General features: G+C 41.4%; 22 protein-coding genes and 1 pseudogene. 7 read left to right on the top strand and 16 right to left on the bottom strand.

Annotated features, from left to right (window positions below):
• The first annotated feature begins 181 nt into the window (after nt 1-181).
• Nucleotides 182-1,570, top strand: coding sequence for a M28 family peptidase (locus EJA10_RS02535; protein WP_125478437.1), 1,389 nt, complete (start codon nt 182-184; stop codon nt 1,568-1,570).
• Nucleotides 1,571-1,672: 102 nt separating this feature from the next.
• On the opposite strand, the gene EJA10_RS02530 is transcribed toward EJA10_RS02535, so the two are convergent.
• From EJA10_RS02530 to EJA10_RS02515, 4 genes are read right to left on the bottom strand one after another with little or no spacing between them, the layout of a single operon-like run.
• Nucleotides 1,673-1,897, bottom strand: a complete 225-nt coding sequence (locus EJA10_RS02530; RefSeq protein WP_125478436.1) for a hypothetical protein — start codon at nt 1,895-1,897, stop codon at nt 1,673-1,675.
• Nucleotides 1,898-1,940: 43 nt separating this feature from the next.
• The gene (locus EJA10_RS02525; protein ID WP_125478435.1) at nt 1,941-2,564 is read right to left on the bottom strand and encodes an FMN-binding negative transcriptional regulator; all 624 of its coding nucleotides are present in this window, start codon (nt 2,562-2,564) and stop codon (nt 1,941-1,943) included.
• 12 nt (nt 2,565-2,576) lie between these two features.
• Nucleotides 2,577-3,092: a spermidine/spermine N(1)-acetyltransferase gene (gene paiA / locus EJA10_RS02520; protein ID WP_125478434.1), complete on the bottom strand. Its 516-nt coding sequence runs from the start codon at nt 3,090-3,092 to the stop codon at nt 2,577-2,579.
• On the bottom strand, nt 3,089-4,444 hold the full coding sequence (locus EJA10_RS02515) for a hypothetical protein (RefSeq protein ID WP_246017652.1): 1,356 nt from the start codon (nt 4,442-4,444) through the stop codon (nt 3,089-3,091). Before EJA10_RS02515 ends, paiA begins: the two co-directional genes overlap by 4 nt.
• A gap of 79 nt (nt 4,445-4,523) precedes the next feature.
• Between EJA10_RS02515 and EJA10_RS02510 the strand changes: the two genes are divergently transcribed.
• Both EJA10_RS02510 and EJA10_RS23635 read left to right on the top strand, forming a co-directional pair.
• On the top strand, nt 4,524-5,807 hold the full coding sequence (locus tag EJA10_RS02510) for an ATP-binding protein (RefSeq protein WP_125478433.1): 1,284 nt from the start codon (nt 4,524-4,526) through the stop codon (nt 5,805-5,807).
• 176 nt (nt 5,808-5,983) lie between these two features.
• The gene (locus EJA10_RS23635) at nt 5,984-6,709 is read left to right on the top strand and encodes a hypothetical protein (protein ID WP_211340520.1); all 726 of its coding nucleotides are present in this window, start codon (nt 5,984-5,986) and stop codon (nt 6,707-6,709) included.
• A gap of 179 nt (nt 6,710-6,888) precedes the next feature.
• Here the strand turns inward: EJA10_RS23635 and EJA10_RS02500 are convergent, their stop codons facing one another.
• On the bottom strand, nt 6,889-8,718 hold the full coding sequence (locus EJA10_RS02500; RefSeq protein WP_125478432.1) for an alpha/beta hydrolase family protein: 1,830 nt from the start codon (nt 8,716-8,718) through the stop codon (nt 6,889-6,891).
• 478 nt (nt 8,719-9,196) lie between these two features.
• Between EJA10_RS02500 and EJA10_RS02495 the strand changes: the two genes are divergently transcribed.
• Nucleotides 9,197-11,041, top strand: a complete 1,845-nt coding sequence (locus tag EJA10_RS02495; protein ID WP_125478431.1) for a M4 family metallopeptidase — start codon at nt 9,197-9,199, stop codon at nt 11,039-11,041.
• Between the two features lie 117 nt (nt 11,042-11,158).
• On the opposite strand, the gene EJA10_RS02490 is transcribed toward EJA10_RS02495, so the two are convergent.
• The 3 genes from EJA10_RS02490 to EJA10_RS02480 form a co-directional block, all read right to left on the bottom strand.
• Complete coding sequence (locus tag EJA10_RS02490; protein WP_125478430.1) at nt 11,159-12,169, bottom strand: DUF3231 family protein; 1,011 nt, start codon at nt 12,167-12,169, stop codon at nt 11,159-11,161.
• A 295-nt stretch (nt 12,170-12,464) separates the two neighbouring features.
• Nucleotides 12,465-13,709 (bottom strand): cell division protein FtsZ, encoded by a 1,245-nt coding sequence (gene ftsZ / locus EJA10_RS02485; RefSeq protein WP_125478429.1) that lies wholly within the window; start codon nt 13,707-13,709, stop codon nt 12,465-12,467.
• Between the two features lie 212 nt (nt 13,710-13,921).
• Nucleotides 13,922-14,305, bottom strand: a complete 384-nt coding sequence (locus EJA10_RS02480) for a DUF5661 family protein (protein WP_246017651.1) — start codon at nt 14,303-14,305, stop codon at nt 13,922-13,924.
• Between the two features lie 256 nt (nt 14,306-14,561).
• Between EJA10_RS02480 and EJA10_RS02475 the strand changes: the two genes are divergently transcribed.
• Nucleotides 14,562-15,047, top strand: a complete 486-nt coding sequence (locus EJA10_RS02475) for a DinB family protein (protein ID WP_170169040.1) — start codon at nt 14,562-14,564, stop codon at nt 15,045-15,047.
• Between the two features lie 49 nt (nt 15,048-15,096).
• Here EJA10_RS02475 and EJA10_RS02470 read toward each other — a convergent pair whose 3' ends face one another.
• The 8 genes and pseudogenes from EJA10_RS02470 to EJA10_RS02445 form a co-directional block, all read right to left on the bottom strand.
• Nucleotides 15,097-15,858, bottom strand: coding sequence for a hypothetical protein (locus EJA10_RS02470; protein ID WP_125478427.1), 762 nt, complete (start codon nt 15,856-15,858; stop codon nt 15,097-15,099).
• Nucleotides 15,848-16,381, bottom strand: a complete 534-nt coding sequence (locus EJA10_RS02465; RefSeq protein ID WP_281274462.1) for a sigma-70 family RNA polymerase sigma factor — start codon at nt 16,379-16,381, stop codon at nt 15,848-15,850. The genes EJA10_RS02470 and EJA10_RS02465 overlap by 11 nt, the downstream gene beginning before the upstream one ends.
• A 137-nt stretch (nt 16,382-16,518) precedes the next feature.
• Nucleotides 16,519-17,202, bottom strand: a complete 684-nt coding sequence (locus EJA10_RS02460) for a type 1 glutamine amidotransferase domain-containing protein (RefSeq protein ID WP_125478426.1) — start codon at nt 17,200-17,202, stop codon at nt 16,519-16,521.
• Nucleotides 17,203-17,350: 148 nt separating this feature from the next.
• Nucleotides 17,351-17,881, bottom strand: a complete 531-nt coding sequence (locus tag EJA10_RS02455; RefSeq protein ID WP_125478425.1) for a hypothetical protein — start codon at nt 17,879-17,881, stop codon at nt 17,351-17,353.
• 122 nt (nt 17,882-18,003) lie between these two features.
• Nucleotides 18,004-18,687 (bottom strand): hypothetical protein, encoded by a 684-nt coding sequence (locus tag EJA10_RS02450; RefSeq protein ID WP_125478424.1) that lies wholly within the window; start codon nt 18,685-18,687, stop codon nt 18,004-18,006.
• Nucleotides 18,688-18,723: 36 nt separating this feature from the next.
• Nucleotides 18,724-18,861, bottom strand: coding sequence for a hypothetical protein (locus EJA10_RS23190; RefSeq protein ID WP_170169039.1), 138 nt, complete (start codon nt 18,859-18,861; stop codon nt 18,724-18,726).
• 142 nt (nt 18,862-19,003) lie between these two features.
• A pseudogene (locus EJA10_RS23695) lies at nt 19,004-19,102 on the bottom strand (DNA alkylation repair protein); the annotation flags it as partial.
• 120 nt (nt 19,103-19,222) lie between these two features.
• Nucleotides 19,223-21,028: a S9 family peptidase gene (locus EJA10_RS02445; protein WP_125478423.1), complete on the bottom strand. Its 1,806-nt coding sequence runs from the start codon at nt 21,026-21,028 to the stop codon at nt 19,223-19,225.
• 264 nt (nt 21,029-21,292) lie between these two features.
• Here EJA10_RS02445 and modA point away from each other — a divergent pair, with 264 nt between their 5' ends.
• Together modA and modB are read left to right on the top strand one after the other, a co-directional pair.
• Nucleotides 21,293-22,081: a molybdate ABC transporter substrate-binding protein gene (gene modA, locus EJA10_RS02440; protein ID WP_246017650.1), complete on the top strand. Its 789-nt coding sequence runs from the start codon at nt 21,293-21,295 to the stop codon at nt 22,079-22,081.
• Complete coding sequence (modB, locus tag EJA10_RS02435) at nt 22,082-22,762, top strand: molybdate ABC transporter permease subunit (protein WP_125478422.1); 681 nt, start codon at nt 22,082-22,084, stop codon at nt 22,760-22,762.

The following is a 22,762-nucleotide window of genomic DNA, read 5'->3' as shown; positions in this document are numbered from 1 at the left end:
AAAGGTATTTTATTAATCCCTATCCATCCCCTTTGATACTTTAGTCCCGTTAATATTATGTAAAATTTAGAAAATTAGGAACTTTTTAACTTGTCCCTTCGTTTCCTAGTGAAATAAGATATAGATGTAAGATTTTGGATTTACTAGAATCTTAGAGAACTGATTAATAGGAGGGAGAAACATGGTTTTACAGAAAAAAGGGTTAAAAGTAGCGGCTTCACTTTTAGCATTGTCGATGGCGTTCGGCTCTGTCGGATTTGCTCAAACCGATATTGGCAATGGGAAATCGGGCTATTCACAGGATCAAAAAGTGATTGCCAGAGTGGACGCAGCGCGAGCAATCGAGCATATCCGTTACTTATCTGAAGAGATTGGCCCTCGTCCTGGCGGGCTGCAAGCGGAAAAGGAATCCGCTGAGTACATTGCGAATGTCCTAAAAAGCTACGGCTACGAGGTAGAGTTTCAATACTTCCCGGTAGCGGACCAGTACATAGCCGATGTTTCCTTTGCTGACGGTACTTCCTGGCAGATGGCTGCTGCACCGAATGGAAAGGTAAGCAAGGAAGATGTCACTGGAGAGGTTATTTTTGTCGATGGCGGGACAAATCCAGCAGATTTCCCGGCTTATACCGCAGGCAAAATTGTCGTAATGCCTAGAGCATCCTCAGTAGCAGGTTATCGCACTCAAGTGGACAATGCTGTGCAATCCGGAGCTGCGGGTGTCATCCTGCAAAGTCTTGTCGGTAGCCGCGGAAATTATGGGCAAACATTCAACCCAAGTTTAACTAGTGCTGTTGAAATCCCAGTATATGGAGCGGCATACATTCAGGGGGAATGGCTGAAAGAAAAGCTGGCGGAAGGCCCTGTTGAAATTAACCTATCAGCTGAGCATTTCTCTAATCTGGAATCCGTAAACGTTATCGCGACAAAGGCTCCTAAAGGAAATAATAAAAATACAAAAGAAGTGATTCTGGGCGCTCACCATGACAGCGTCGTCGGTGCTCCTGGTGGTAACGATAATGCATCTGGTGTAGGGTTGATGCTTGAACTTGCTCGTGTTTATAAAGGCTACAATACCGATAAAGAATTGAAGTTTATTGCCTTTGGTTCCGAGGAGCGCGGCCTGCTCGGGGCAAGATATTATGTGGATCAATTAACTCAGGAACAGCGAGATAAAATCGAGGCTGTCTTTGTTCCCGACATGGTTGCCACAAGCTACGGCCCAGCGAAAAACCTTTATGCCATGACGCCAAACGGCTCGACTAATATCGTCACGGATTCAACTATGGCAGCCGGAGCACGCTTAGGAAATTCTGATATCCTGCCAGGTACTTTCGGTTCAAGTGACCATGTCCCATTCCATAATGCCGGCATCCCAGCCGCCCTGTTCATCTGGATGGGAATCGACAGCTGGAGCCCGTTAGTCTATCATATCGAGAAAGTCTACCATACACCACAAGACACAATCGAAGACAACATCTCACCTGAAAGAATGCAATCAGCCCTCGACATCATCGGTGCAGGATTGTTCGATGTCGTCAGGAAAGATGTTCCCCCTTTGAATAAATAAGCACTAAAAATGAGAAATGCCGCTTTGTTGAGCGGCTTTTCTTTTTGTGTTTGTCTATGACTTCCCCATTAATCCTGTCCAAACCTATGCCAGGAACTGATGTTAGCTATATGGCTTAGAACCTTTTACTCGTTTTAATAAAATATTTAAAAACAGAATGACAGTGCTCACCAGGAAAGTTAGTGTGCCTAGGAAACTATATAACGCATAGGAAGTTACCTGATCCATTTCAGCTGTTTTCTCAGCCGCCGATCCCGTGACTTGCCAGGTGATTAAGCAAATGACAAGTAGCATTAATGAAATCAATGCATGTTTATACTTTTTCACACTATTCTCCCCCATTAAAGGTGTTCAACGATCAATTAAAACACTAGAACCGTCCCTCTGTTTCAAGATTCTTCTTCATCAGTGCCGCAACTTCTTGATCGTCCTGCTGGGTACTGTTTTCTAATTGTTTGATTATCAACTTTTGTCGTTCGGCTGGATGGTTCTGGCTTAATTTTGCTTTTCCTTCGATTTTTGTGATGTTGATTTTGAAGGCCACGATTCCTTGGCTCATGCCATCTATGTAACTCGCATCTACCTCACTTAAATTGTATGGACTTGAGGCAGTTTCGTATTTTCCAACCATTTCATTTAATGATTTAAATATCACTTGTTGGTCTTCGATTATTTCCATTTTTCCGTATACATGGACAGAAACATAATTCCATGTAGGAACGGCGTTCATCGTTTCGTACCAGGAAGGTGAAATATAACTGTGCGGCCCATGAAAAATAGCAAGAACTTGTTGGTTAACTGCATCCTTCCATTGTTGATTCGGACGTGCAAAATGGCCATATAACGCATTTTCGGTTTTCCTGAATGCCAACGGAAGATGAGTAGCGTAAGGCACTCCGTTATGCTGTGAAATCAAAGTTGCAAAACTATACTTTTCAATGAATTCATGGATCATGGCTTCATCTTCCAGCTTAAAATGCGTAGGTATATACATAATGTTTCCACCTTAAATAAGATTTTTGATCATGATCAAGTCGATTTGTTCTTCATCGCCCATATAAAATGAATGTGACCCAGTCTGGACAAAGCCAATCTTCTTATAAAAGGCAATCGCATTTTCGTTTTTCTCCCAAACGCCAAGCCAGACCTTCTTTTTATGGTGTTCCATAGCGATCTCAACCGCTTTATTTAGCAGATACTTACCAAGGCCATGCTTTTGAAACTTGGTCCTGATATAAATCCTCTCAATTTCAAGGGTGTCCTCACCCATTTGTTCCGACTGGGCACCTTCCGTGTTCAACTTCAAATATCCAGCGATTTCATCGTGAAAATATACAAAAAAGAATTCTGAATAAGCAGTAGATACTTCTTTTTCAAGCTGTGTTCTATTAAAAGCCCTTTCTAAATAAGCCTCCATATTTTCAGCAGAATTCTGTTCCTTGAAAGTTTCATAGAACGTTTCCCGGCTAATCTCCTGAAGGTCTTTTATATCTTCTATTGAACATTTTTTAATTTTGATCATTTCGAGATTTCACTCCTTTGTGCATGAAGATACAAGTGATGGTTGGTCCCTTGTTTGTGATATCTTCCCTTTATAACTCCAATACTTTCAACTGTTATTGAGTCATTATTTACGATGGGCTCTTTCTTTAATTTAAGCTGCATTTTATTCATGATTTGAATCCTATCTATAAAACTAGCAAGCACAGGCTGTTGAATCAAAAATTCATCAGACCCGAGGTTCACTTTCAGAAAGTTTTTATGTAGAAGCCTATTGTCCAATAAGATGATATTCATTGGATCAAAGGATGTTGTCCTCATCTCCCCTTCTATAATCAGTAACTCACCTTCCAGTTCTTCAAACCATCTAAACTCTTTCTCTCTATTTCCAATTGCATATTGAATGACACCCTCCGTGTCTGAAGCTAATTCAATGTGGTCTATCGGTACATATGAAACCTTCCCTTTGAAAAAGTCGTACAATGTTTCCTCCCTATCTAAATAGTCAACCTTCCAACCTGGTGATAATTCGTCCAGCAGGAAGCACATAGCCAATCCTGAACTATAGCAGCTTCTTCTGATATTAGAGGCAGATTCATAGGGATCAATCAAATACTCCCCATACTTTTGTAAAACTGAGATATATTCCAGTTGGCTTTTCTCTTCGTAAGCCATGAATTCAACATACCACGCCGGTCCCTCAACGGTTTCAATCATTCTCTCATAGGAATGATACTCACCAATTTTTACCGCTCTATGATCTCTTAAAGTCATGAACGCACAGACATGGAATTTCTTCTTCTGTATGTCTTTTTCCAATAACGCGTGATAAAGGTGAAATCTTTCTTGATTTCTTAACCCTATATTTTCATTGGTTAATGGATAAGTAATTCCCAGAATTTCATCTGGGAACCGCTTTTCATCCTTTAGATATTGGTAACCGTGAAACAATTCATGAACGATGATCGAATACAAGCTCTCGTAGTCATTAAACATTTCAAGATTTACAATCGCGGTTGGGTACTCTTCAAAGAGAATCAGAGTACAGCCGACAAACTGTTCATTCCACTCAATGGTTTGATAGGTATTGGGTAGATCCCTGTGGTTTGGGTGGTTAAATAAATAAACATTCGAAGAATCATATAAAGCAAATGCAACAATTTTAAAATCAGGCCAATATTGAGTTAAATTTGATTTTTTTAAGTCAAGTGTAATCCGGTTTATGAGGTTCATCATTCTGCACACCTCTAGATTAATATTATGGTAAACGAAATTATTCTGTCTGTTTTCCACATTGCAAATTTCAATTATTTTAAATTCAACATAGAATGCGATATTCCTTTTGGATTTGTCAGAAAGAGTTGCTTTTTGCAAACTAATATTTTCCTATTTCAACTATTTTATCAATAAAGTAAAATGAATCTTAATAACTTTAATTCTAAAAAGGAAGAAAATGATGAAGCCTAAAGATTTTATTTTATCTTTTAAAGAAATGGATGCAACACTGGTTCCAAACTATTATGAATATGGGTATTTGATTCATCAAATTAAAGAGGAATTGTTTGATCGGTTCGGCGTAACATTTCAACAATTTTCTGATGATGAAACCACCAATGAAATATGGGAAGTGTTAGAAGAGGATGTGGTTTCGAACAATGAGAAGGTCCAGTTTGTATCCTATATCCTTGATGTCATTGAAACGGCCACGATCTCTTCCACTCATACAGAAAAAGTAATGGAACTGATTGCAAAGCCAAGAATCAACAACTCCGTTTTTTATTATCCTGAATTCAAGGTGGCGCTGGCACGTGTTCCTATTTTTCAAAATCATATGGACACTACTTACGACTTACTCCTTTGCGAAAATCAAGCTAGCTTAGAAAAATACCTTCAATACATCCTTAAGAGGAAGCGGGATTATATTCGCAATTACGTGACTGTTTATACAGACACCGATGATGGTGTGGATACCAGCAAAGAAAGAATTACGAACCTTGTCAACAGGGATGAAGTATTTTTGGAAGAAACAACGAAGAAAGAAATCTATCGCTCCATCGATGAGTTCTTTTCGGAAAGCAAAGAGTTTTTCACCACCTACAAGATCCCTTATAAAAGAGGAATCCTGCTCTACGGAAAACCGGGAAATGGAAAGACGACTCTTGTCAAATCCATTGCGAACAGCATTTCAGCACCGGTAGCATACTGGCAAATTACAGAGTATACTTCCAGCTACTCAATCAAAGAAGTCTTTTCCTCAGTTTCCAGAATGGCACCGATGGTCCTGGTGATTGAAGATATAGATTCCATGCCGGAACATGTTCGTTCGTATTTTCTCAACACTTTAGATGGAGCGACTTCAAAAGAAGGCATTTTCCTGATCGGGACGACGAACTATCCAGAAAAAATAGATCCGGCATTGATCAACCGTGCTGGACGTTTCGATCGCGCCTATGAACTAAAGCTGCCTTCAAAAGACATGCGAACACATTATTTGCTGAAGAAGAACATCCAGCAATTCATCACTTCAAGTGAATTGGACAGAGTGATTCAACTTTCAAATGGCTTTTCATTTGCACAGTTAAATGAGCTCTATACAGCAGTGGCTCTCCAATACCATTACGATCAGGCAGTCGACATTGAACATATTTGTTCAGAGCTCCAATCAGCCAATAAAAAATCAAAGAAGCAAGAATGGAATTCCGAACAAGATAACCAGCGTGTAGGTTTTGGCATGTAAGATAAAGGCTTTTATAAAAGACGGTCATCCCCACCAGCTTGAGATTCCTCAAGCTGGTGGTTTTTTTATCCATAACCTAAAACACTAGAACCGTCCCTCTGTTTTCCTGGTTTTATAGTGTTCAGTCACTCGATAATGGGTACTCTTTATGTATCTGGATAAAAGGTGTGTTATAGATGAAAAACAAATACTTCTCAGAAATTGCAGTTCCTATTGAGTCTCCCTATGGCTTTATGCCTGGTAATGAGGCTGCAAGGGATTTTACATTCGACAAAGAAAATCGGTTCAAAGATTATCGGCTGAAAAAGGACGAAAAAACCTACGACATCAGCTTCGATGATTATGGGCAGTGGTATTTCTTCATCTCTTTTGAATGTGGCACGCTTGATGAGTTAAAGCTCTCGCGGCAAATTTTCAGGCCCCCTTATTTAAAAGAAGACAAATTAGCACTGGTTGAACTGCTCGATAAATTGGAGATTAATCCCTTTTACGAAGGCCATGACAAGGCATATGGCCATGTGCTGTCGCTGGTTCCAGCACTTGATTCAATTTCAGCCTTCGATCAGGCGCGGTTGGCCAACTACGATGGAAACGACGACCCTACCATCATAAAAAAAATCCACTTCATTGAAAATGAGTACAAAGGCGAGAGGACTCGTTTCATCTCTGGCTTTGAAACTCGATCATTCGCAACAGTCACAGAAAATCAATATTACGCGAAGGAAATTCACCTGCCTGGCAATGCAAGAACCTATCTAAAACTGTTCATCTACTTTTCACGATACGGCATCCTCCCATCGCAGCAGATGATGCCCCGATTCCTTGGCAACCTGTGGGCATCCACACAAAGTCTAAATACAAGAGCCAATGCCGCACTGTATAAAGAAGAATCGATTGAGTAAAAAACACGGGAAAAAACAGGGGGACGGTTCTCCTGTTTTTACCAAAACAACTCCCTTTTTTATAACACGAGCACCGTCTATTAGATCTATCAATTTTTCTTGAAGGTCCTGATCAAGCAGTCCCCGTTACCCGTGCCGAAAAATCGCCTGGAATTCAATCCAGACGATTTTTTTGAGTATTATCGTTTTAAATATTGTTCCAAAAAGTCCAGGACGGCCTGGTAGCCTTTTATCCGGTTTTCTTTTTTCATAAAACCGTGTCCCTCATCAGGGAATACAATATATTCCACCGGTACATTGTTCTTTTCTAAAGCGGCGACGATTTCGTCAGACTCGACCTTCAGGACACGCGGGTCATTCGCTCCCTGCAAGACAATCATCGGCTTGTTGATTTTATCAGCATGAAACAATGGAGAGATGCTTCGGATGTATTCTGTTTGCGTATAAGGGTTTCCGATTTTTTGGTAAAGGGCATCACGAAAACTTTCCCACCAGGCCGGAATGCTTTTCAGCGTGCGTTCCCAGTTGGAAACTCCAAAGATATCCACCCCAACATTGAACTCCTTCGGTCTGAAAGCCAGTGCAGCAAGAACCATATAGCCACCATAACTTCCTCCGATGATGCCAATCTTTTCTCCATCAATATCAGCCTGCCCCCGCAGAAACTTCTTCGCCTGGATGCAATCCTCTAAGTCAATTTCGCCGTGCTTCAGGTCGGCCGCACTAAAGAACGTTTTGCCGTACCCCGAACTGCCGCGGTTATTGACAGCCAAAACAGCATAGCCGTTATTTGCCAGGTATTGGAACAGCGGACTGTAGTCCGTTCTTGACTGCCCGCCAGGACCTCCATGGACATAGACTAGTGCCGGCGCCTTTTCTCCCGCTTTCACATTTGGCCGGTAATATATTGCTGGAATCTCCAATCCATCAAAAGAAGGATAGCGAATTACTTCCCCATCCGCCAAGTCTGCCTGGCTGATCTCCGGATTAAGGGTATCGGTGAGTTGTTTTAATTGAGATGTCTCTAGCTCGTAGCTATATAAATTCGTAGGAGAATTCGGGCCATTAAACAGGAATGTCAACAGACTCTCATCTGCCGAAAATTTCAAATCCAATATCTGCCCATCCGGAAGTTGAGGCAGATCAAGATAGTCTCCAGTGCCCAAATGAAGAACCTTCACGACTGTACTGGCATCCTGATTAATCCCATAAACCAGGTAAGTGGATTGTTTGGAGAAGCGTGAGAACATGATATCCCAATTTTCCTTCACAACATCCTCTGTTGCACCTGTTGAAATGTGATACTTTCTTAGAAATTGGAATTCCTCATTTTCATCAGTAAGGAAATAAAGGCTCTCGGAATTCCTGCAGAATGCTTGTGGGATATTCTGAATATCCCCTTCATGCGGAGTTACATGTAACATCTTCTCCGTTTCCCGGTCAAAAATGTAGACATTGGAATCATTGGCATTGTTCACTTTCCCTAAGGAAATGAACCGCTTATCCTTAGAAATAGACCCAAATTCATATCCTTCTTCATTCTCAAAAAGACAAGTGGGTTCATAAGTAGCAATATCCATTTCATAGACGTCCATGTAACTAGGATTCCGCTTATTGGATCCGTAGAAAAAGCTTTTTCCGTCCTGACTCCAGCCGTAAAACTCCGCCCGCTCCTGCTTGCCAGGAGTTAGGTCGACCTCTTCCCCATTATCATTTTTTAAATAGATATGTAGTATTTCATTCCCGCCCTTATCACTTAAAAATAAAAAGCGGTCATCTTCGGGAAAAAAGCCCGCTACAAGAACAGCATTTTCCTCAGAATGCGTGAGCTGTGTCCGCACACCGTCTTCAACCGACACACAATACGCGTTGTAAATCCCCGTCTTGTCTCCAGAAAACAAAACTTTCCTTCCATCAGACGAAATCGAATTCCCCGCAATCGACTCAGATCCATAAAACTGCTGTATTGTATACCGCTTCACTTCCATAGCCTTACTCTCTTTAACCATACCTTTTTCCATCTCCCTTCCATTACATAAATAATTCGCCAAATAACTGTAAAAACCTTTCGAAACAGGGGGACGGTTCTAGTGTTTTCAAAACACTAGAACCGTCCCCCTGTTTTAAAACCAACTGTTTAATTCTAAGCACAGTCTTTTCTTCCTGTTTTTCCGCAAGGATTCGACGTTTTTCTGCATGTTGTTTCTTCCTTGGTCCATTTGGCATAATGCCCTAAAATGCATTGACTTTTCAGGCAATTCCGGAATTTTTGCTAGTTTGCCGGCTGGGTTGATAGAACCATAGCTTTTTATTAAAACAATTTCATAAGGCCTAAAAAACATGGCAAATCAAGATTTCCATTGATTTGAATTAAAAGAAAATTCTGTTGATTCTTCAACTGTTGTTGAGTATTCTTTTACGTAAGCTAGGTATTTCGATTTTCGAGATACTAGTTTATAAAATTATGATAAGAAAGTAGGGGTAAGGATGAAAAAGAAGGTCGGTGGAATCTTGCTATCTTCCTTCCTGCTAAGCAGTTCTTTTTCCGGAGCGGCTTTCGCAGAGGGGAACTCTCTTCAACAATTCAAAAACCTGAACAACGGGAACGTAAAGATCGTTGGCGAGGATCGACAAGGAACACCTGCGTTTGTAGCAGGTAAGCTTTCCACGAAGAGGTCTGAGGCAAGCAGTGACAACGCCAAGAAATTCCTGGAGCAGCATAAAGACTTTTTTAACATGAAAGCACCAGGAAAAAACCTTACTGAAGTGAAAGTTGAGAAAGAAGAAGGTAAAACACACGTTCGTTTGCAGCAAACTAAAGATGGAATTCCAGTCGATAGAAACCAAATCAATGTTCATTACAACGAAAATAACGAGATTACGAGTGTCAACGGAAATTACAACCCGGCTGTGGATGAGCTTAAAATCGACACTACACCTGCAGTCAGCAAGGCAGCCGCCCTAAGTGCAGCGAAAAAAGCAGTAGATGCACCTGAACAGGTCGACTTTGAGGCTTCCGAGCTCGTCATCTTCCCTCACGAAAATCAATTCTACCTTGCCTACAGGGTGAACCTGGAATTTTACAATGAAGAACAAGGTAACTGGTATGCATACATAGATGCACAAACTGGTAAAGTCATTGACAAGTATAATGCCATGACTGGTCTTGGATTCTTTAGTGATGTAGTTGATTTCAATGCAGCTGACAATGGCCAGAAATCCACACAGGGGCCAACCCCAATTGCGATTGAAAAAGCAAGCAGCTTAAAGCCGGCCGGAGGTACTGGACTTGGAACGACAGGAGTCCTGAAGAACCTGTCCACCTCTCACGGAAACCTCCCGGGCAGCGGTGAAGGCTCCAGCTTCTACCTGGCAGATTCCACGATTTCTGGGATGAACGGAATTTTTACGTATAACATGAAGAACACTGGAAACCAGATGTGGCTGTATTCCAATAACGATGCTTCCTGGAAAGACGTCCTTTACAGCGGCGACAGCAGTTCATGGGAAACTGTCGGACAGGGTCCAGCTGTTGATGCCCACAGCAACTCCAAGATTGTCTATGATTATTTCAAGAATAACCATGGCCGCAACTCGCTTGATGACAAAGGAATGGCTATTAATTCACGCGTACACTACGGTAAAGCGTACAACAATGCCTTCTGGAGCAATGGTATTGCGATGATGACTTACGGCGATGGTGACGGAAAACAATTCATCCCGCTTGCATCCCTGGATGTAACCGCTCATGAAATGGTTCACGGCATTACTCATTATAACGGCGGCCTGCGTTATCGTTTCGAAACTGGCGCAGTTAATGAAGCGTACTCTGATACGTTTGCAGCTATTGTTGACGATGCCAACTGGGAAATCGGAGAAGATATCATGGGATCGGCATGGCTTGAAGGTGGCCGAACTGCCCTAAGAAGCAACGAAAATCCTGGAAAATTCAAGGTAGGTGCCGTTTACTTCCCTTACAGTGTGGATGGCGAAGGCCGTTACCCAATGCATATGGATGAGTACTATGACCTTCCTGCCAACCTTGATAACGGAGGCGTACACATCAACTGTACAATCCTTCAGTACTCTGCCTACCTTGTTGCTGAAAAGTATGACATGGGACGCAAGGTTGTAGCGGATACATGGTACCGCGCTTATGACTATCTGCACTATGATGCGTCATTCGCTGAGTTCCGTGAAGCCATCCTGCAGTCTGCAACTGACCTGTATGGTGAAGGCAGCAAAGAATACAACGCCTTCCTGCAAGCATTCGATGACATCGGTCTATACGAAGGCTGGTCCTTGGAAGACCTTCGTGCTTCCCGTAAATAATAGAACTCCTATTAAAAAAAACTCCGCAGATTTATTTCTGCGGAGTTTCTTCATTATTGAATCATTTTTCTCCTTCTGAACTTTAATTCTTCCTGTTTTATCTCCAATCCCTCTTAATTAAAATTTACTTTTGTTTCTAAGTAATTCTCTATCAATAGATTGAGGCGGTTTTTCAAACCACCCATGATCAATTAAGATTTTTGCACCTTCCTCAGCATAGGTACCAACCCTAAGGATATAGCTTTCATAATTGACGGTTACATCTTTCCGAAGTGATGCAGCAATAGCAAGTCCAAAGTCTCCAATACCGATGGCACTTTGTAAATTTGTATGAAATAACATTAATTTATCTGAGAAAGGTGCATCAGTGCTATTAGTAATAGTAGAATCCCAGGTGGATGGATAAGAATTATCGTCTTCTTTTAGTTTTATCATAAAATCTTCAACCATTTTCTTTCCTAAATCATAGCCTTCTTTAAAGTAATCACTAATTTTTTTTGACTGTGCGACTTGACTAAATCCCAGAAGAAAGGTTTTAGCTACATTTGCCACTTCAATATTAATCCCTAAATGGGCAATTTCTACACCTAGGAGTGGCCGTCGATGCCCTATGAGTCCACCAAGAAACTTCCGCTCTGTAACATACTCCACTTTATCAGGATAAGCAATATAAGGAGCTCGGATAAAGACCCCTTTTTCCTGCATCAGCTCTGCATTACGGTCATACAACGTTTCTGATTGATCTGAAAACTGTTTAAACAATTCGCGGACATCTTTACGAGCAGAAATTGACTTAGCTAAACCATATGAATTTAATCCAGTTCTAGCCATATGATGCAAGTAACGCTGATACGTAACATCAGAAAAAAGTTTCTTTGCTTGCAAATTTACATCTTGTTCTCCAAATCCTTGAGGAATAGGAATACCTTCTTTTTTAAATATATCTGATATATGAATAACATGATCGGTTGAATAACTAAGAGCAAGCTCAATAATAGGTTTAATATCCTCATCCTCACAAGTATGTAAAAAATGTTTTAGCATACATATAGACATAGTGTCGCCTATGTAAGTACTCCACAACATCGAAATTTCAGCAGATGTTATTTTGGGTTTGTGTTCAACCATTAATTTTCAATCCCATCTCATATTTTCTTAAAGTATCCCCATTAATATGGAGATTAATGTAAAAATCCTGTTTAGACTAAGTAATTAACGATTTACATATTCAAGTATGATTAAGGAAATGCAACAATCTGGACAGGTCCACAAAATCAGGCTGCACAAGGGCTTCGTTTGTATATAGCTCCATGATTCAACCTTTCTTTAAATTAAAATCTGCCAGTTAAAAAGAGGGAATAAACGGTTATTTTTTCGAATTAAAAAAAGGCCAAATCGCAATGATTTGGCCCTTTTCGTAAAATTACCTTCGTCTGCTTCGCTTTCTCAAGAACGCTGGAATTTCAAGCGAATCGTCTTGCTGCTGGGTTTCCCGTTCGCCATTTGCGGGCTCAGCGTTTGCAGGCGTTTTACTGTAATTGCCGGATTGGCCGTAGCCTCCGGATTGGCTGTAGTTTTGGGCTTGGCCATAATTCCTCGATTCTGAATAGGCAACAGGCTCTCGCCGTCTCGACTGAGCCTGGTATTGCTCGCGGGAATTGGCTATCATGTCTCCCGGACGGCGCGAAAAATTCGATGGCGGTGTTTCATCTTCATCATGATCGAAGCCCGTAGCAATCACGGTCACCATGATTTCATTTTTCAGGTTTTCATTGATGACCGAACCAAAAATCATGTTAAGCTGGTCATCTGTTGCAGCTGCCACAATATCTGCCGCCTCCTGCACTTCATACAAACTGAGGTTCACGCCCCCCGTGATGTTCATCAGCACTCCTTTCGCGCCATTGATGCTTGTTTCAAGCAACGGTGAGGAGATGGCCTTTTTGGCAGCTTCGGCAGCACGGTCATCACCTGAAGCCACTCCAATGCCCATAAGCGCCGTTCCATTATGGGACATAATCGTTTTCACGTCAGCAAAGTCAAGGTTAATCAAGCCTGGTACAGCGATCAAGTCGGAAATGCCCTGGACACCCTGCCTGAGGACATTGTCGGCTTCACGGAAGGCTTCAATCATCGGCGTTTTCTTGTCGACGATTGCCAGCAATCGCTCGTTAGGAATGATGATTAAAGTATTAACAGCTTTCTTCATCTCTTCAATTCCGGCTGCCGCATTTTGTGCCCGCTTGCGGCCTTCAAAAGTGAACGGACGAGTCACCACTCCAATGGTAAGCGCGCCAAGTTCCCGCGCGATATGGGCAATTTCCGGCGCAGCTCCGGTCCCGGTTCCGCCGCCCATTCCGGCGGTTACGAACACCATGTCCGCCCCCTGCAGGACATCCTTGATCTGCTTCCGGCTTTCCTCGACAGCCTTTCTGCCGATTTCAGGATTGGCACCGGCACCAAGGCCCCTGGTCAGCGAACCGCCGATTTGCATAGTGACTTCAGCTTTTGACATGTTCAGAGCCTGAGCATCTGTATTCACGGCAATGAACTCCACTCCCTGTACGCCGTCCTCAATCATCCGGTTCACGGCATTATTTCCGCCGCCACCTACTCCAATTACTTTTATAGTGGCAAATTGATCGATATTAGTATCAAATTCCAGCATTTGTAGTCCCCCCAATTCTCTTAGATATTGCCCCCTATTTTTCTCTATACCTATACAATTCGCCACCAGCATGGATATTCCGTCTTTTCCTGAGATAAGTTAAAGAAATGTAATTTTACAGTAATAAAGCGTCATATTACGTAAGGGTGAGACTCAAGCGAAACAGGGGGACGGTTCTAGTGTTTTCAAAACACTAGAACCGTCCCCCTGTTTTATTTGTTCCAAAAGGCTTTTGCTTCTTCCTCAAGTACCTTTAATCTTTTGTAGTAATCAGGAAATTCGTTGAGATGAGCCAGGGCAATTTTCCCCGTCATTAGAGGATCATTATCCGTTACATTTGTTTGACTGGATATTTTTCCATGTTCGAGCTCAGTATTTACCCCCATCCAAAATTCATTTAAATCAAACTTGCTTTTGCAAAAATCAATGCCTAAAAGCAAGGCGATTGCGGCTGCTTCCTCTTTAGAAAAAGATTTAGCCCTTGTTGCAGAATTTCTATGGCTGTTTTGAATACCGGTGGCAGGGGATGGATACTGCCCACCGTAGTTATAACCATTATTAATATGGGGGAAATACCGATTATTATAATGGGACAAAACACATCACTCCTAAAAAGGTAGTTATCACACTATACGTTAATTACCTTTTTAGGAGCATGTCACCAAAATGTTAAACTGATATTGAATTTAAACAATTTGCCCATCTATATTTTTCAGCAGTTTCAGTTCCTTCATGAATTTACAAATCCATTACAAAACAGTCATTAAATAGTTTTTGCATATTTAACAAATAGTACCAAAAGAAATTATTTATTGTTAAAATATTTTATAGAACATTAGGGAGGTAGCTATTTTGTTAGATTTGTTTTTTTATAATTGGCAAGTAAGAGAAGAATGGCTTAAATGGTGTAAGTCCATTCCAACAGAAGAGCTACAAGCTGAGAGAGTTGGTGGTATGGGCAGCATACTAAAAAACCTTATTCATGTTATAGATTGTGAACTTTTATGGATAAATTACATGCTTGAAGAACCTTATCACTATTCTGAGAAGGACTTTATAGTTAATCTGGAAGATGTTGAAAGGTATTCTCTATTTACAAAGAATGTAACGGAACATTTCCTACTAAATTTGCCAAAGGATTATGAGAAAAAACATATTCAAATAAGCAGTAAGAGAGGTGATACTCATTTCTTTACTTACGGTAAGATCATACGTCACATCATTACCCACGAAATTCATCATATGGGGCAATTATCAATATGGTCAAGAGAGGTGGAGGTTAAACCAGTTTCGTCCGACCTAATCGTCAGGCAGTACATAAAAAAAGACCCCTTTTAATTTTAAAAGGGGTAAAGTAATATCTAATTAGTTGAACAAAAAGTTGATTTTATTCTCTCAATTTATCCGACAAACCTTCGTCGTTTCCATACTGAAATTCTCCAATCTTTCCTTTTTCTTCTGTTGAGATCAAAACCTTACCTTCTACATTCACAGTTTTTTCTTCCTCGCCGTTCTTTTGATAACCGACCTTCGCAATAAAGGTAAAAAGTCTAGGGTTATTCTCATTTTGCTCGATCATGGCATCCTTGAAACTTAACTGGTATTCAGAATTGTAAGCGAAAGTGTGGTATTGAGTCCCTCCAAAAGCAGCTATGAAGGACTGGAGACCCGACTCTGTAAAATATGGTCCATATTTCTCTTCTATATATTGATCGAATTCTTTATTCTCTTCTTGACCATTAACAACAGTCTTATATTTGGGATTCCACATTAAATCCATTAATTTCTCATCTGGACCTGTAAACTCAAGCTCAAGTATTTTTTTAATTGCTTCTTTATTTTCTTCTATAGAGGCTGCTTCCTCTTTTAAAGGCAGAGTTTCCTTTGGTTCACCAGCCGGTCTCCTTTCGGGTCCATCTAATAAATTTAACTGGATTCCAACAAAATAGATAATTCCTAAAAACAAGATTGAAACGACCGAAACACTAAGCAAAGCGTTAAACTTATTCTTCAACGGAAATTCACGCTTTTTAAATTCCGACTTTTTTATTGTGTTCAAGACATGCCTAGCATGCTTATCATCAAAATACACATCTTTCAAAACGGTTTTATCCATTTTTTCTTTTAAATTTTCCAATTTATTTTCCATGTATTGTTCCCTCTCCTTCCAATGATTCTTTTAATTTTTGCCGTCCTCGATGCAGCCTGGTTTTCACCGTATTAGCGTTAATCTTTAGCAAGTCCGAGACTTCCTCGATGGATAAATCCTGATAATAAAATAAAATAATGATTTCTCGATACTTTATAGTAAGTTTTAATATGTGCTTAGCTATTAATTCATTTTCCTGGTTTTCAATAACCTGATAATCAAGGGAAGGCACAGTCTGTTGTTTAAAAAAATTCGTAATATACATATTTTTATAATGCCAGCTCCTCAACACATCCTTACACCTGTTCACCGTAATCCGGATGAGCCAGGTTTTATAGGATGATTCATTTCGAAAGGAATCCATTTTTTCATAACATTTTATAAAAACATCCTGCGCCACATCTTCAGCCAATTCCTTTTGCTTTAAATATGTAAAAGCAAGCCTAATAACATCATTTCCATAGGCATTCATTAGCCATTTTAGCTTTTCTTCCCGATTTAGATTTTCTGCCGGATCAATCAATGTGTTCACAACCTTATTTTTTGATAATTAGACGATTTGGATTTTTTCCAGGTTTCATTTCAATAAATATAACACCAAAACAGGGGGACGGTTCTAGTGTTTTCAAAACACTAGAACCGTCCCCCTGTTTTATCGCCTTACTTTTCTCTTTTATTTAGTGCCTTCACCAGCTCTTCACCCATCAACTCGGAAGAAAATGGGTCGCGGCTGGTAACTAGTTGATCGTCTGCCCATACAGCATGTCCTGTCTTTTCAAGGTCACCTTGATCATACTGGCTGATTTTCCGCATTTCCTGCTCGAGGCTGAACGGGAGGATATCCAATAGACCTTCCGGCTCCATTTCATCTGGATAACCGGTTACTTTTTTACCTTCGATAAAGCTTTCTCCGTTCGGTCGCTTTGCATATACCAATGGAGCAGGACCATGGCATTCTGCAGCGACGATGCCGCCTCGGTCATAAACATTATTCATGATGTTATGAAGATCTTCATTCTTCGCCAGGTCATACATCGCACCATGTCCGCCCACTATGAGTACCACATCATAGTCTTCGGCATTCACGTTCGACAGCTTTTGTGTTTCATCCGCTCTACCTGATTCATAGAGGTCCTTATACGTACCATTCGGATCATACTCTTCACTTATGCTCATTTTATCGATAGTCGGCTTGCCTCCCAGTGGCGAAGCCAAATCGACTTGATGACCCGCTTCCTCAAGGAGTAGCATAGGGGCAAACAATTCCTCACCCCACCAGCCTGTTTCATAATTGTTTTCTTCATCCCTATGTCCACTTGATAAAACCGCTAAAACTTTTGCCATTGTGTATTCCTCCTTTACTTTACCTGAATTTGTTTTCCCTATTTTTTGAAGGATACTCAGAAAGTTTCCCCCTATAAAGGTAAATTAAAGAAAATAAAAAGAGGAAGGCGGGCCTCTGCTTCTAATCTGCAAAGGTGCCTCCCCTGTCTTAGGATGAATGAAGATTGTTAAACCATTTACGAATCCTGTCTACTAAGTCAGGTTTAGCAGCAGCAGAAACTTTCTTTGGCTTGAACCCTCCCAGCTCAACGACTTCAATGTCGGCTTCGCCTTCGAGCTGGACGGCACAATAGTCTTGATAAGGCGATGCTTCGATTTTTGTAATTTTTCGGCCGTGGTAAAGTGCTCTGATGTCTTCCAGGTCTTGCGGTGACGGCTGCCACTCTGTTTGTTCCTGTGGCTGTTCCACCTCGCGCTCGTTTACCGGTGTAGCGGAAGCCTTTGATCCGCCTTGTTGGAGTTGAAGGTGAATTTTTTGAAGCAGGGCAATGACTTCAGAAAACCCAATGAAAAGCATGCCTGAAACAAAACTGGAAAACAGGACAGTCAAGGTTCTCCCCCAATGCAGGCCGCCCTCTGGTGTGCTGGTATCGACCATCAACGCAAAGAGAACTCCACCGATCATGACGACAATTCCGATGATGCGCAGCAGTTTAGCAACTGAATTTTGATTCTCCATTATATTTCCTCCGTTTCTAATCCTGGGAGTTTCGTCACCAGGGAGATTCTTATAAATTTCTAAACACTAAAAACAAAAAGCTAATCCTCTTAGAGGTAACACTATGAACAAAGTTACAAACACTATTCATCCAGATTCGAAATGATTCTGCCCGTTATACTGTATTTGTTCCTCCCAATCTTGAGCTCTGCTTCTATGTCGCTCAATTTTATGGAGTAATCAGAAGGCTTTTCCCAATAGAAGTTCCCTTTTTCTGTTTCGATTAGAAAGTATCTTCTTAGGATATTGGTTGTATCCTCTGTTCGAAACGTACCAATAATCGTGATTTGATATAAATCTCTTCCAGTTTTTTTTATCTGTATTGTCTCAGACTGGAACTCACCATTTTCCTCTGCTTCTTCTAATAATCCTGAAAAATCAGCAGCTATATAGACTTCCTTCCAAGTAGTGTCGATCAATTGTTCATCTAGCTTCTGTTCCTGATTCTTTAATTCTTTTAAAAAAGCTATTTCCTGCTCAGTCAGGATCGGTTCAATTTTAAAAACCTTGTTAAATGCAGTTTGATGGTCTATTAGCGTCTGATAATGATAGATAAATGAACCTTGATGATGACTTACTGCGGAAAGTTTCTCATCAGATGGATGTTTGAGAAAATCCTCAACCACGTCCTGGTATTGATCAAAACTACCCAAAGTTTGCTGATATGTAACATCCACATTTTTTGTTTTTGCCAGATAGAAAATCATTGCCATGAGGGCTATAAGACTAATGCAAATCTTAAGCGCAGTGTTTGCAGTTGGAATCATACTATAACTCCTTCTAAAAAGTTTCCCTAAATCTCATTAGTTTCCTCTCCTCAAAACCCAAAACACCACAAAGACTAATCCCGCAAAAAGAAGTCCAGTATGCAAATACCAATAATCCATCAATAATTGCCATTGAAGCTGCTGAATTTCTTTTACTCTTTCAAAGTATTCCATTTTTTACTCCTTCCAGGTTAAAAGTAATTACGTTTCGGATCGGATTAGGTTTCAATATTTTGAAAAATTTAACAAGACTTTGAAAAAAGTTGATAAAATCAAAAAATAGTGCCAATCCCTCCGGATCGACACCTTAATGATTCTAACATCTTACATATTTATGTTTAAACCCGCGCCATCCTTTATCCAATTCCTTTTGAATGCTTTAATAAGCGTTAATGAAACTGCTTTTCTTCCCTTCATGCTTTATTTTCAACTGTTGAAAATTTCTTAGGCGGCTTTATAGAATATCCGACGACTCAAGCAAGATAATCAAAAACTCCCCGCCAACAAGTGTCAGCGGGGAATCATTCGTGAAAACTTACTCAGCAAATACCTTTGCCTCGACAAACTGGTCAAAGAATTCCAGAATCGTCTTGTTTACCAATATCTCATTCTCTTTTTTCGAAAATCCGTGGCCCTCATCTTCAAGCACAAGGTATTTGACCTCCCTGCCTTTTTCCTGAAGAGCTTTTACGATTTGGTCTGATTCCTGCTTAACAACCCGCGGATCATTCGCGCCCTGGATGATCAGCATTGGTTTTGTCATCTGGTCCAAGTAAGTAATTGGTGAAAACTCAGTTAACTTATCAAAATCCTTCACAGGGTCGCCTACCCACTGGTTCATGATCGGTTTCCAGTGCTCCGGAACGGATTGAATGAACGAGAAGAGATTCGATGGCCCGAAAATATCAACAACAGCCTTGAAATATTCCGGATGGCGGCCGTGAAGCAATAATGCCATATACCCGCCGTAACTTCCGCCCATCAATAATGTTTTATCCCTGTCAGCCAGGCCATTTTCATACAGATATTCCAGACCGGCGATATTGTCCAGCCGCGGCCCTTCACCCCAATTGCCTTCAACCATTTTCATGAATTTCAGCCCATATCCAGTGGAACCACGGAAATTCGGAGCGAAGATGCTGTATCCCCTGTTCACCAGGAACTGGAACATACCCCGGAAAAAGGTTCGCTCCGCAGCCTGTGGCCCTCCATGCGGCCAAAGGATCACGTGCCCGTTGCTGACGTCTTCCTTTGCTTTGAAAAATAAAGCTTCCATCATCAAGCCATCATAGGAAGAATAGTTCAGGACCTCTGGTTCCGCCAAATCCTCCTCTTTCACACCAGGAACAGCCAGATTGGTCAGCTGCTTCCATTCTGAACTTCCTGCTTCCTTAAGGAAGATATTAAACGGCTTCGTCGCAGAACCTGCTAAAATATAGAGGTTTCCGCTCTCCGCAACCTGACCGCCCACAATGATGGTAGCCGGATACTCAACCTTTTCATAATTCCCGTCTGCAAGATGATATTTATACAGATAATCCTGCACTCCCTGTGATGTTGTAAAATAAAGACTCTTGGTGCTCTTGTCATAACGAACGGCACCAAACTCTTCTTTTTCAATCGATAGCACCTTGGAAAACTCATGCGTTTCCAGGTTGAACTTGGCTAGATACGCCCTGTCCCCAGCATAGGTTGTCACAAAGTAATAGTGATTCTCGACGAACGCACCTTCACCCACGGTAAACTGTTCATCCGTTTCAGGTGTTACCGAGTATGACTTTCCATCTTGAAAAATAAAACCAGGTGAGTATGTATTCGCATATTGCTTGATATACCCAAAGTTCTCTTCATTCTCATCAACGGCGACGAGAATGCTGGCGGCTCCATTTCCTTCGACAACAACGCTTTCTTCATCGTTTTCGAGATCATACCGATAAATATTCAAATACGTCTCATTGCCTTTTGTAGACGTGTAATAAAGTCGCTGATCATCCTTTGATAAAAACGGAAGCATATGGCGATGACCCTCTGCGACGCGAAGCGGCACCAGCTCGCCCCCTGCAGGAGACATGGCATATAGCTGACCATTTTCATCTCCATCTCGATCAAAGCCAACGACCATGAACTTGCCATCATGCGAATAAGTCAACGCCTGGCAACTCTGATCCACAAACGTCAGCGGATAAGGATACTGATTTGGCAAATCCATTGCCCACAGATTGTATTTTCCTGTCAAATTCGTGCTGAAAACGAGCTGCTTTTCATCAGGACTTACGGTAAAAGCTTGAATATTAAAGGTACGGTAGAAATTCTCCACATCCGGCTTCTTGAATTGAACCATATTCCCCACTCCTACTCTTTTAGAATTTTCTTTCTATACTGACAACTTAGCGGATTACGAAGCAATTGTCTAGGTAAAAGTACCCCTCGCCATAAAACCCGAAAATCTGACAATCAGCGAAAATAAAGTCAAATCCTGCGCTTTCCCGAGAAATAATTCGATTTCCCTGCGGTGGTTTTGATTGTGAAGAATATCATTGTACCAGCAGCAAATAAACCTCTATAATGATATCTAGAATCTACTTAGCACGAAGGAGTTAATCTGGTGAAAAAGAAAACTTCCTACATAATGATCTCCTTGGCTCTATTGGCCGGTATATTAATCAGTGGCTGCAGTAAAAACGACGCGAACGAAACTCAGCCAGCGGAAATTAAAATTGCGGCTGCATCTGACTTGGCAGTGGCCTTTAAAGATATTGGACCTCTCTTTGAGAAAGAGACTGGAGCAAAAGTAACCTTCTCTTTTGGTTCCTCAGGACAGCTGGCGGACCAGATTGAAAATGGTGCTCCTTTTGATATCTTCGCAGCTGCAAACATTTCGTTCGTCGACCAGTTGAAAGAAAAGGATCTTATCATTCCTGAGTCACAAACGACGTACGCCTTTGGCAGAATCGGCATTTCGACATTAGCCAAGAGACCCCTATTAGTCGAAACTTTGGATGATTTACAGAAACCTGAAGTGAAGAAGATTGCCATTGCCAACCCTGAGCATGCTCCATATGGACTGGCAGCCAAGCAGGCATTGGAAGCCGCCGGGATCTGGGATCAAATTGAGGGCAAACTCGTCTATGGACGAAATATATCTGACACGCTGACATTTATTGAAACAGGAAATGCTGAGGCTGGAATAATCGCATTATCCCTCCACCGGGAAGATGATTTGAATTTCCACCTTATTGATGACAACATGCATGAGCCACTTGAACAGTCAATCGCTGTCATCAAGCGGACAAAACAGGAAAAGCTGGCGAAGGACTTCATTGATTTTATCAAGGGTCCGACTGGAAAACCGATCATGGAGAGTTATGGCTTTACCATTCCGGAGGGGAAGTAAATGACCGAAAGCATCAATTTATTCCCATTATTTTTATCATTTAGGGTTGCTCTCACAGCAACTCTATTTGCTTTTATCATCGGGATTCCAATTGCTTATTATCTTAATCGCTCGAATGGAAAAATAGCCGACATTCTTGACACGCTGATTACCTTGCCGATCGTTTTGCCGCCAACTGTCCTCGGCTATTACCTGCTTGTGCTTTTAGGCCGCCAAAGTACCATAGGTAGGTTTCTGGAAGAGACTTTCGACATGACGATTGTTTTCACACCAACTGGAGCCGTCATCGCTGCGATGGTGGTGTCGATACCATACCTGATCAAATCGGCCAGGTCCGCATTTGCTGGAATTGACCCTTCCCTGCTGAATGCGGCAAGGGTACTCGGAAGGTCCGAGCTCAATATCTTCTTGACCATTACGATTCCTTTAGCGTGGAGGGGCATTGCTGCCGGGATCACCCTCTCATTTGCACGTGCACTGGGAGATTTCGGTGCGACGCTCATGGTTGCCGGAAGCATCCCGAATGAAACGATGACGATGCCGATTGCCATCTATGATGCCTTGTTGGCCGGAAACAGAGAACTGGCAAACATTCTCGTCATTATCATGACGGCCGTCGCCATTATCATCCTCTACATTATCAACCGCCTGGAAAAGAGAATGACGAAGGGAACTGGATAA

The sequence above is a fragment of the Mesobacillus subterraneus genome, assembly GCF_003937825.1.
GTDB lineage: Bacteria > Bacillota > Bacilli > Bacillales > Cytobacillaceae > Mesobacillus > Mesobacillus subterraneus.
The sequence above is the reverse complement of the archived record's forward strand: the minus strand, read 5'-3'. Positions and strand labels throughout refer to the sequence as shown.

What these genes read in the sequence shown, in the direction of transcription:
- ftsZ (WP_125478429.1), bottom strand. Translation starts at nt 13,709, where the DNA reads ATGCTGGAATTTGATACTAATATCGATCAATTTGCCACTATAAAAGTA.
- EJA10_RS02455 (WP_125478425.1), bottom strand. Translation starts at nt 17,881, where the DNA reads ATGGAGAATCAAAATTCAGTTGCTAAACTGCTGCGCATCATCGGAATT.
- EJA10_RS02535 (WP_125478437.1), top strand. Translation starts at nt 182, where the DNA reads ATGGTTTTACAGAAAAAAGGGTTAAAAGTAGCGGCTTCACTTTTAGCA.
- modB (WP_125478422.1), top strand. Translation starts at nt 22,082, where the DNA reads ATGACCGAAAGCATCAATTTATTCCCATTATTTTTATCATTTAGGGTT.
- EJA10_RS02500 (WP_125478432.1), bottom strand. Translation starts at nt 8,718, where the DNA reads ATGGTTAAAGAGAGTAAGGCTATGGAAGTGAAGCGGTATACAATACAG.
- EJA10_RS23190 (WP_170169039.1), bottom strand. Translation starts at nt 18,861, where the DNA reads ATGGAATACTTTGAAAGAGTAAAAGAAATTCAGCAGCTTCAATGGCAA.
- EJA10_RS02495 (WP_125478431.1), top strand. Translation starts at nt 9,197, where the DNA reads ATGAAAAAGAAGGTCGGTGGAATCTTGCTATCTTCCTTCCTGCTAAGC.
- EJA10_RS02490 (WP_125478430.1), bottom strand. Translation starts at nt 12,169, where the DNA reads ATGGTTGAACACAAACCCAAAATAACATCTGCTGAAATTTCGATGTTG.
- EJA10_RS02525 (WP_125478435.1), bottom strand. Translation starts at nt 2,564, where the DNA reads ATGTATATACCTACGCATTTTAAGCTGGAAGATGAAGCCATGATCCAT.
- EJA10_RS02450 (WP_125478424.1), bottom strand. Translation starts at nt 18,687, where the DNA reads ATGATTCCAACTGCAAACACTGCGCTTAAGATTTGCATTAGTCTTATA.
- EJA10_RS02445 (WP_125478423.1), bottom strand. Translation starts at nt 21,028, where the DNA reads ATGGTTCAATTCAAGAAGCCGGATGTGGAGAATTTCTACCGTACCTTT.
- EJA10_RS02460 (WP_125478426.1), bottom strand. Translation starts at nt 17,202, where the DNA reads ATGGCAAAAGTTTTAGCGGTTTTATCAAGTGGACATAGGGATGAAGAA.
- EJA10_RS02470 (WP_125478427.1), bottom strand. Translation starts at nt 15,858, where the DNA reads ATGGAAAATAAATTGGAAAATTTAAAAGAAAAAATGGATAAAACCGTT.
- EJA10_RS23635 (WP_211340520.1), top strand. Translation starts at nt 5,984, where the DNA reads ATGAAAAACAAATACTTCTCAGAAATTGCAGTTCCTATTGAGTCTCCC.
- EJA10_RS02510 (WP_125478433.1), top strand. Translation starts at nt 4,524, where the DNA reads ATGATGAAGCCTAAAGATTTTATTTTATCTTTTAAAGAAATGGATGCA.
- paiA (WP_125478434.1), bottom strand. Translation starts at nt 3,092, where the DNA reads ATGATCAAAATTAAAAAATGTTCAATAGAAGATATAAAAGACCTTCAG.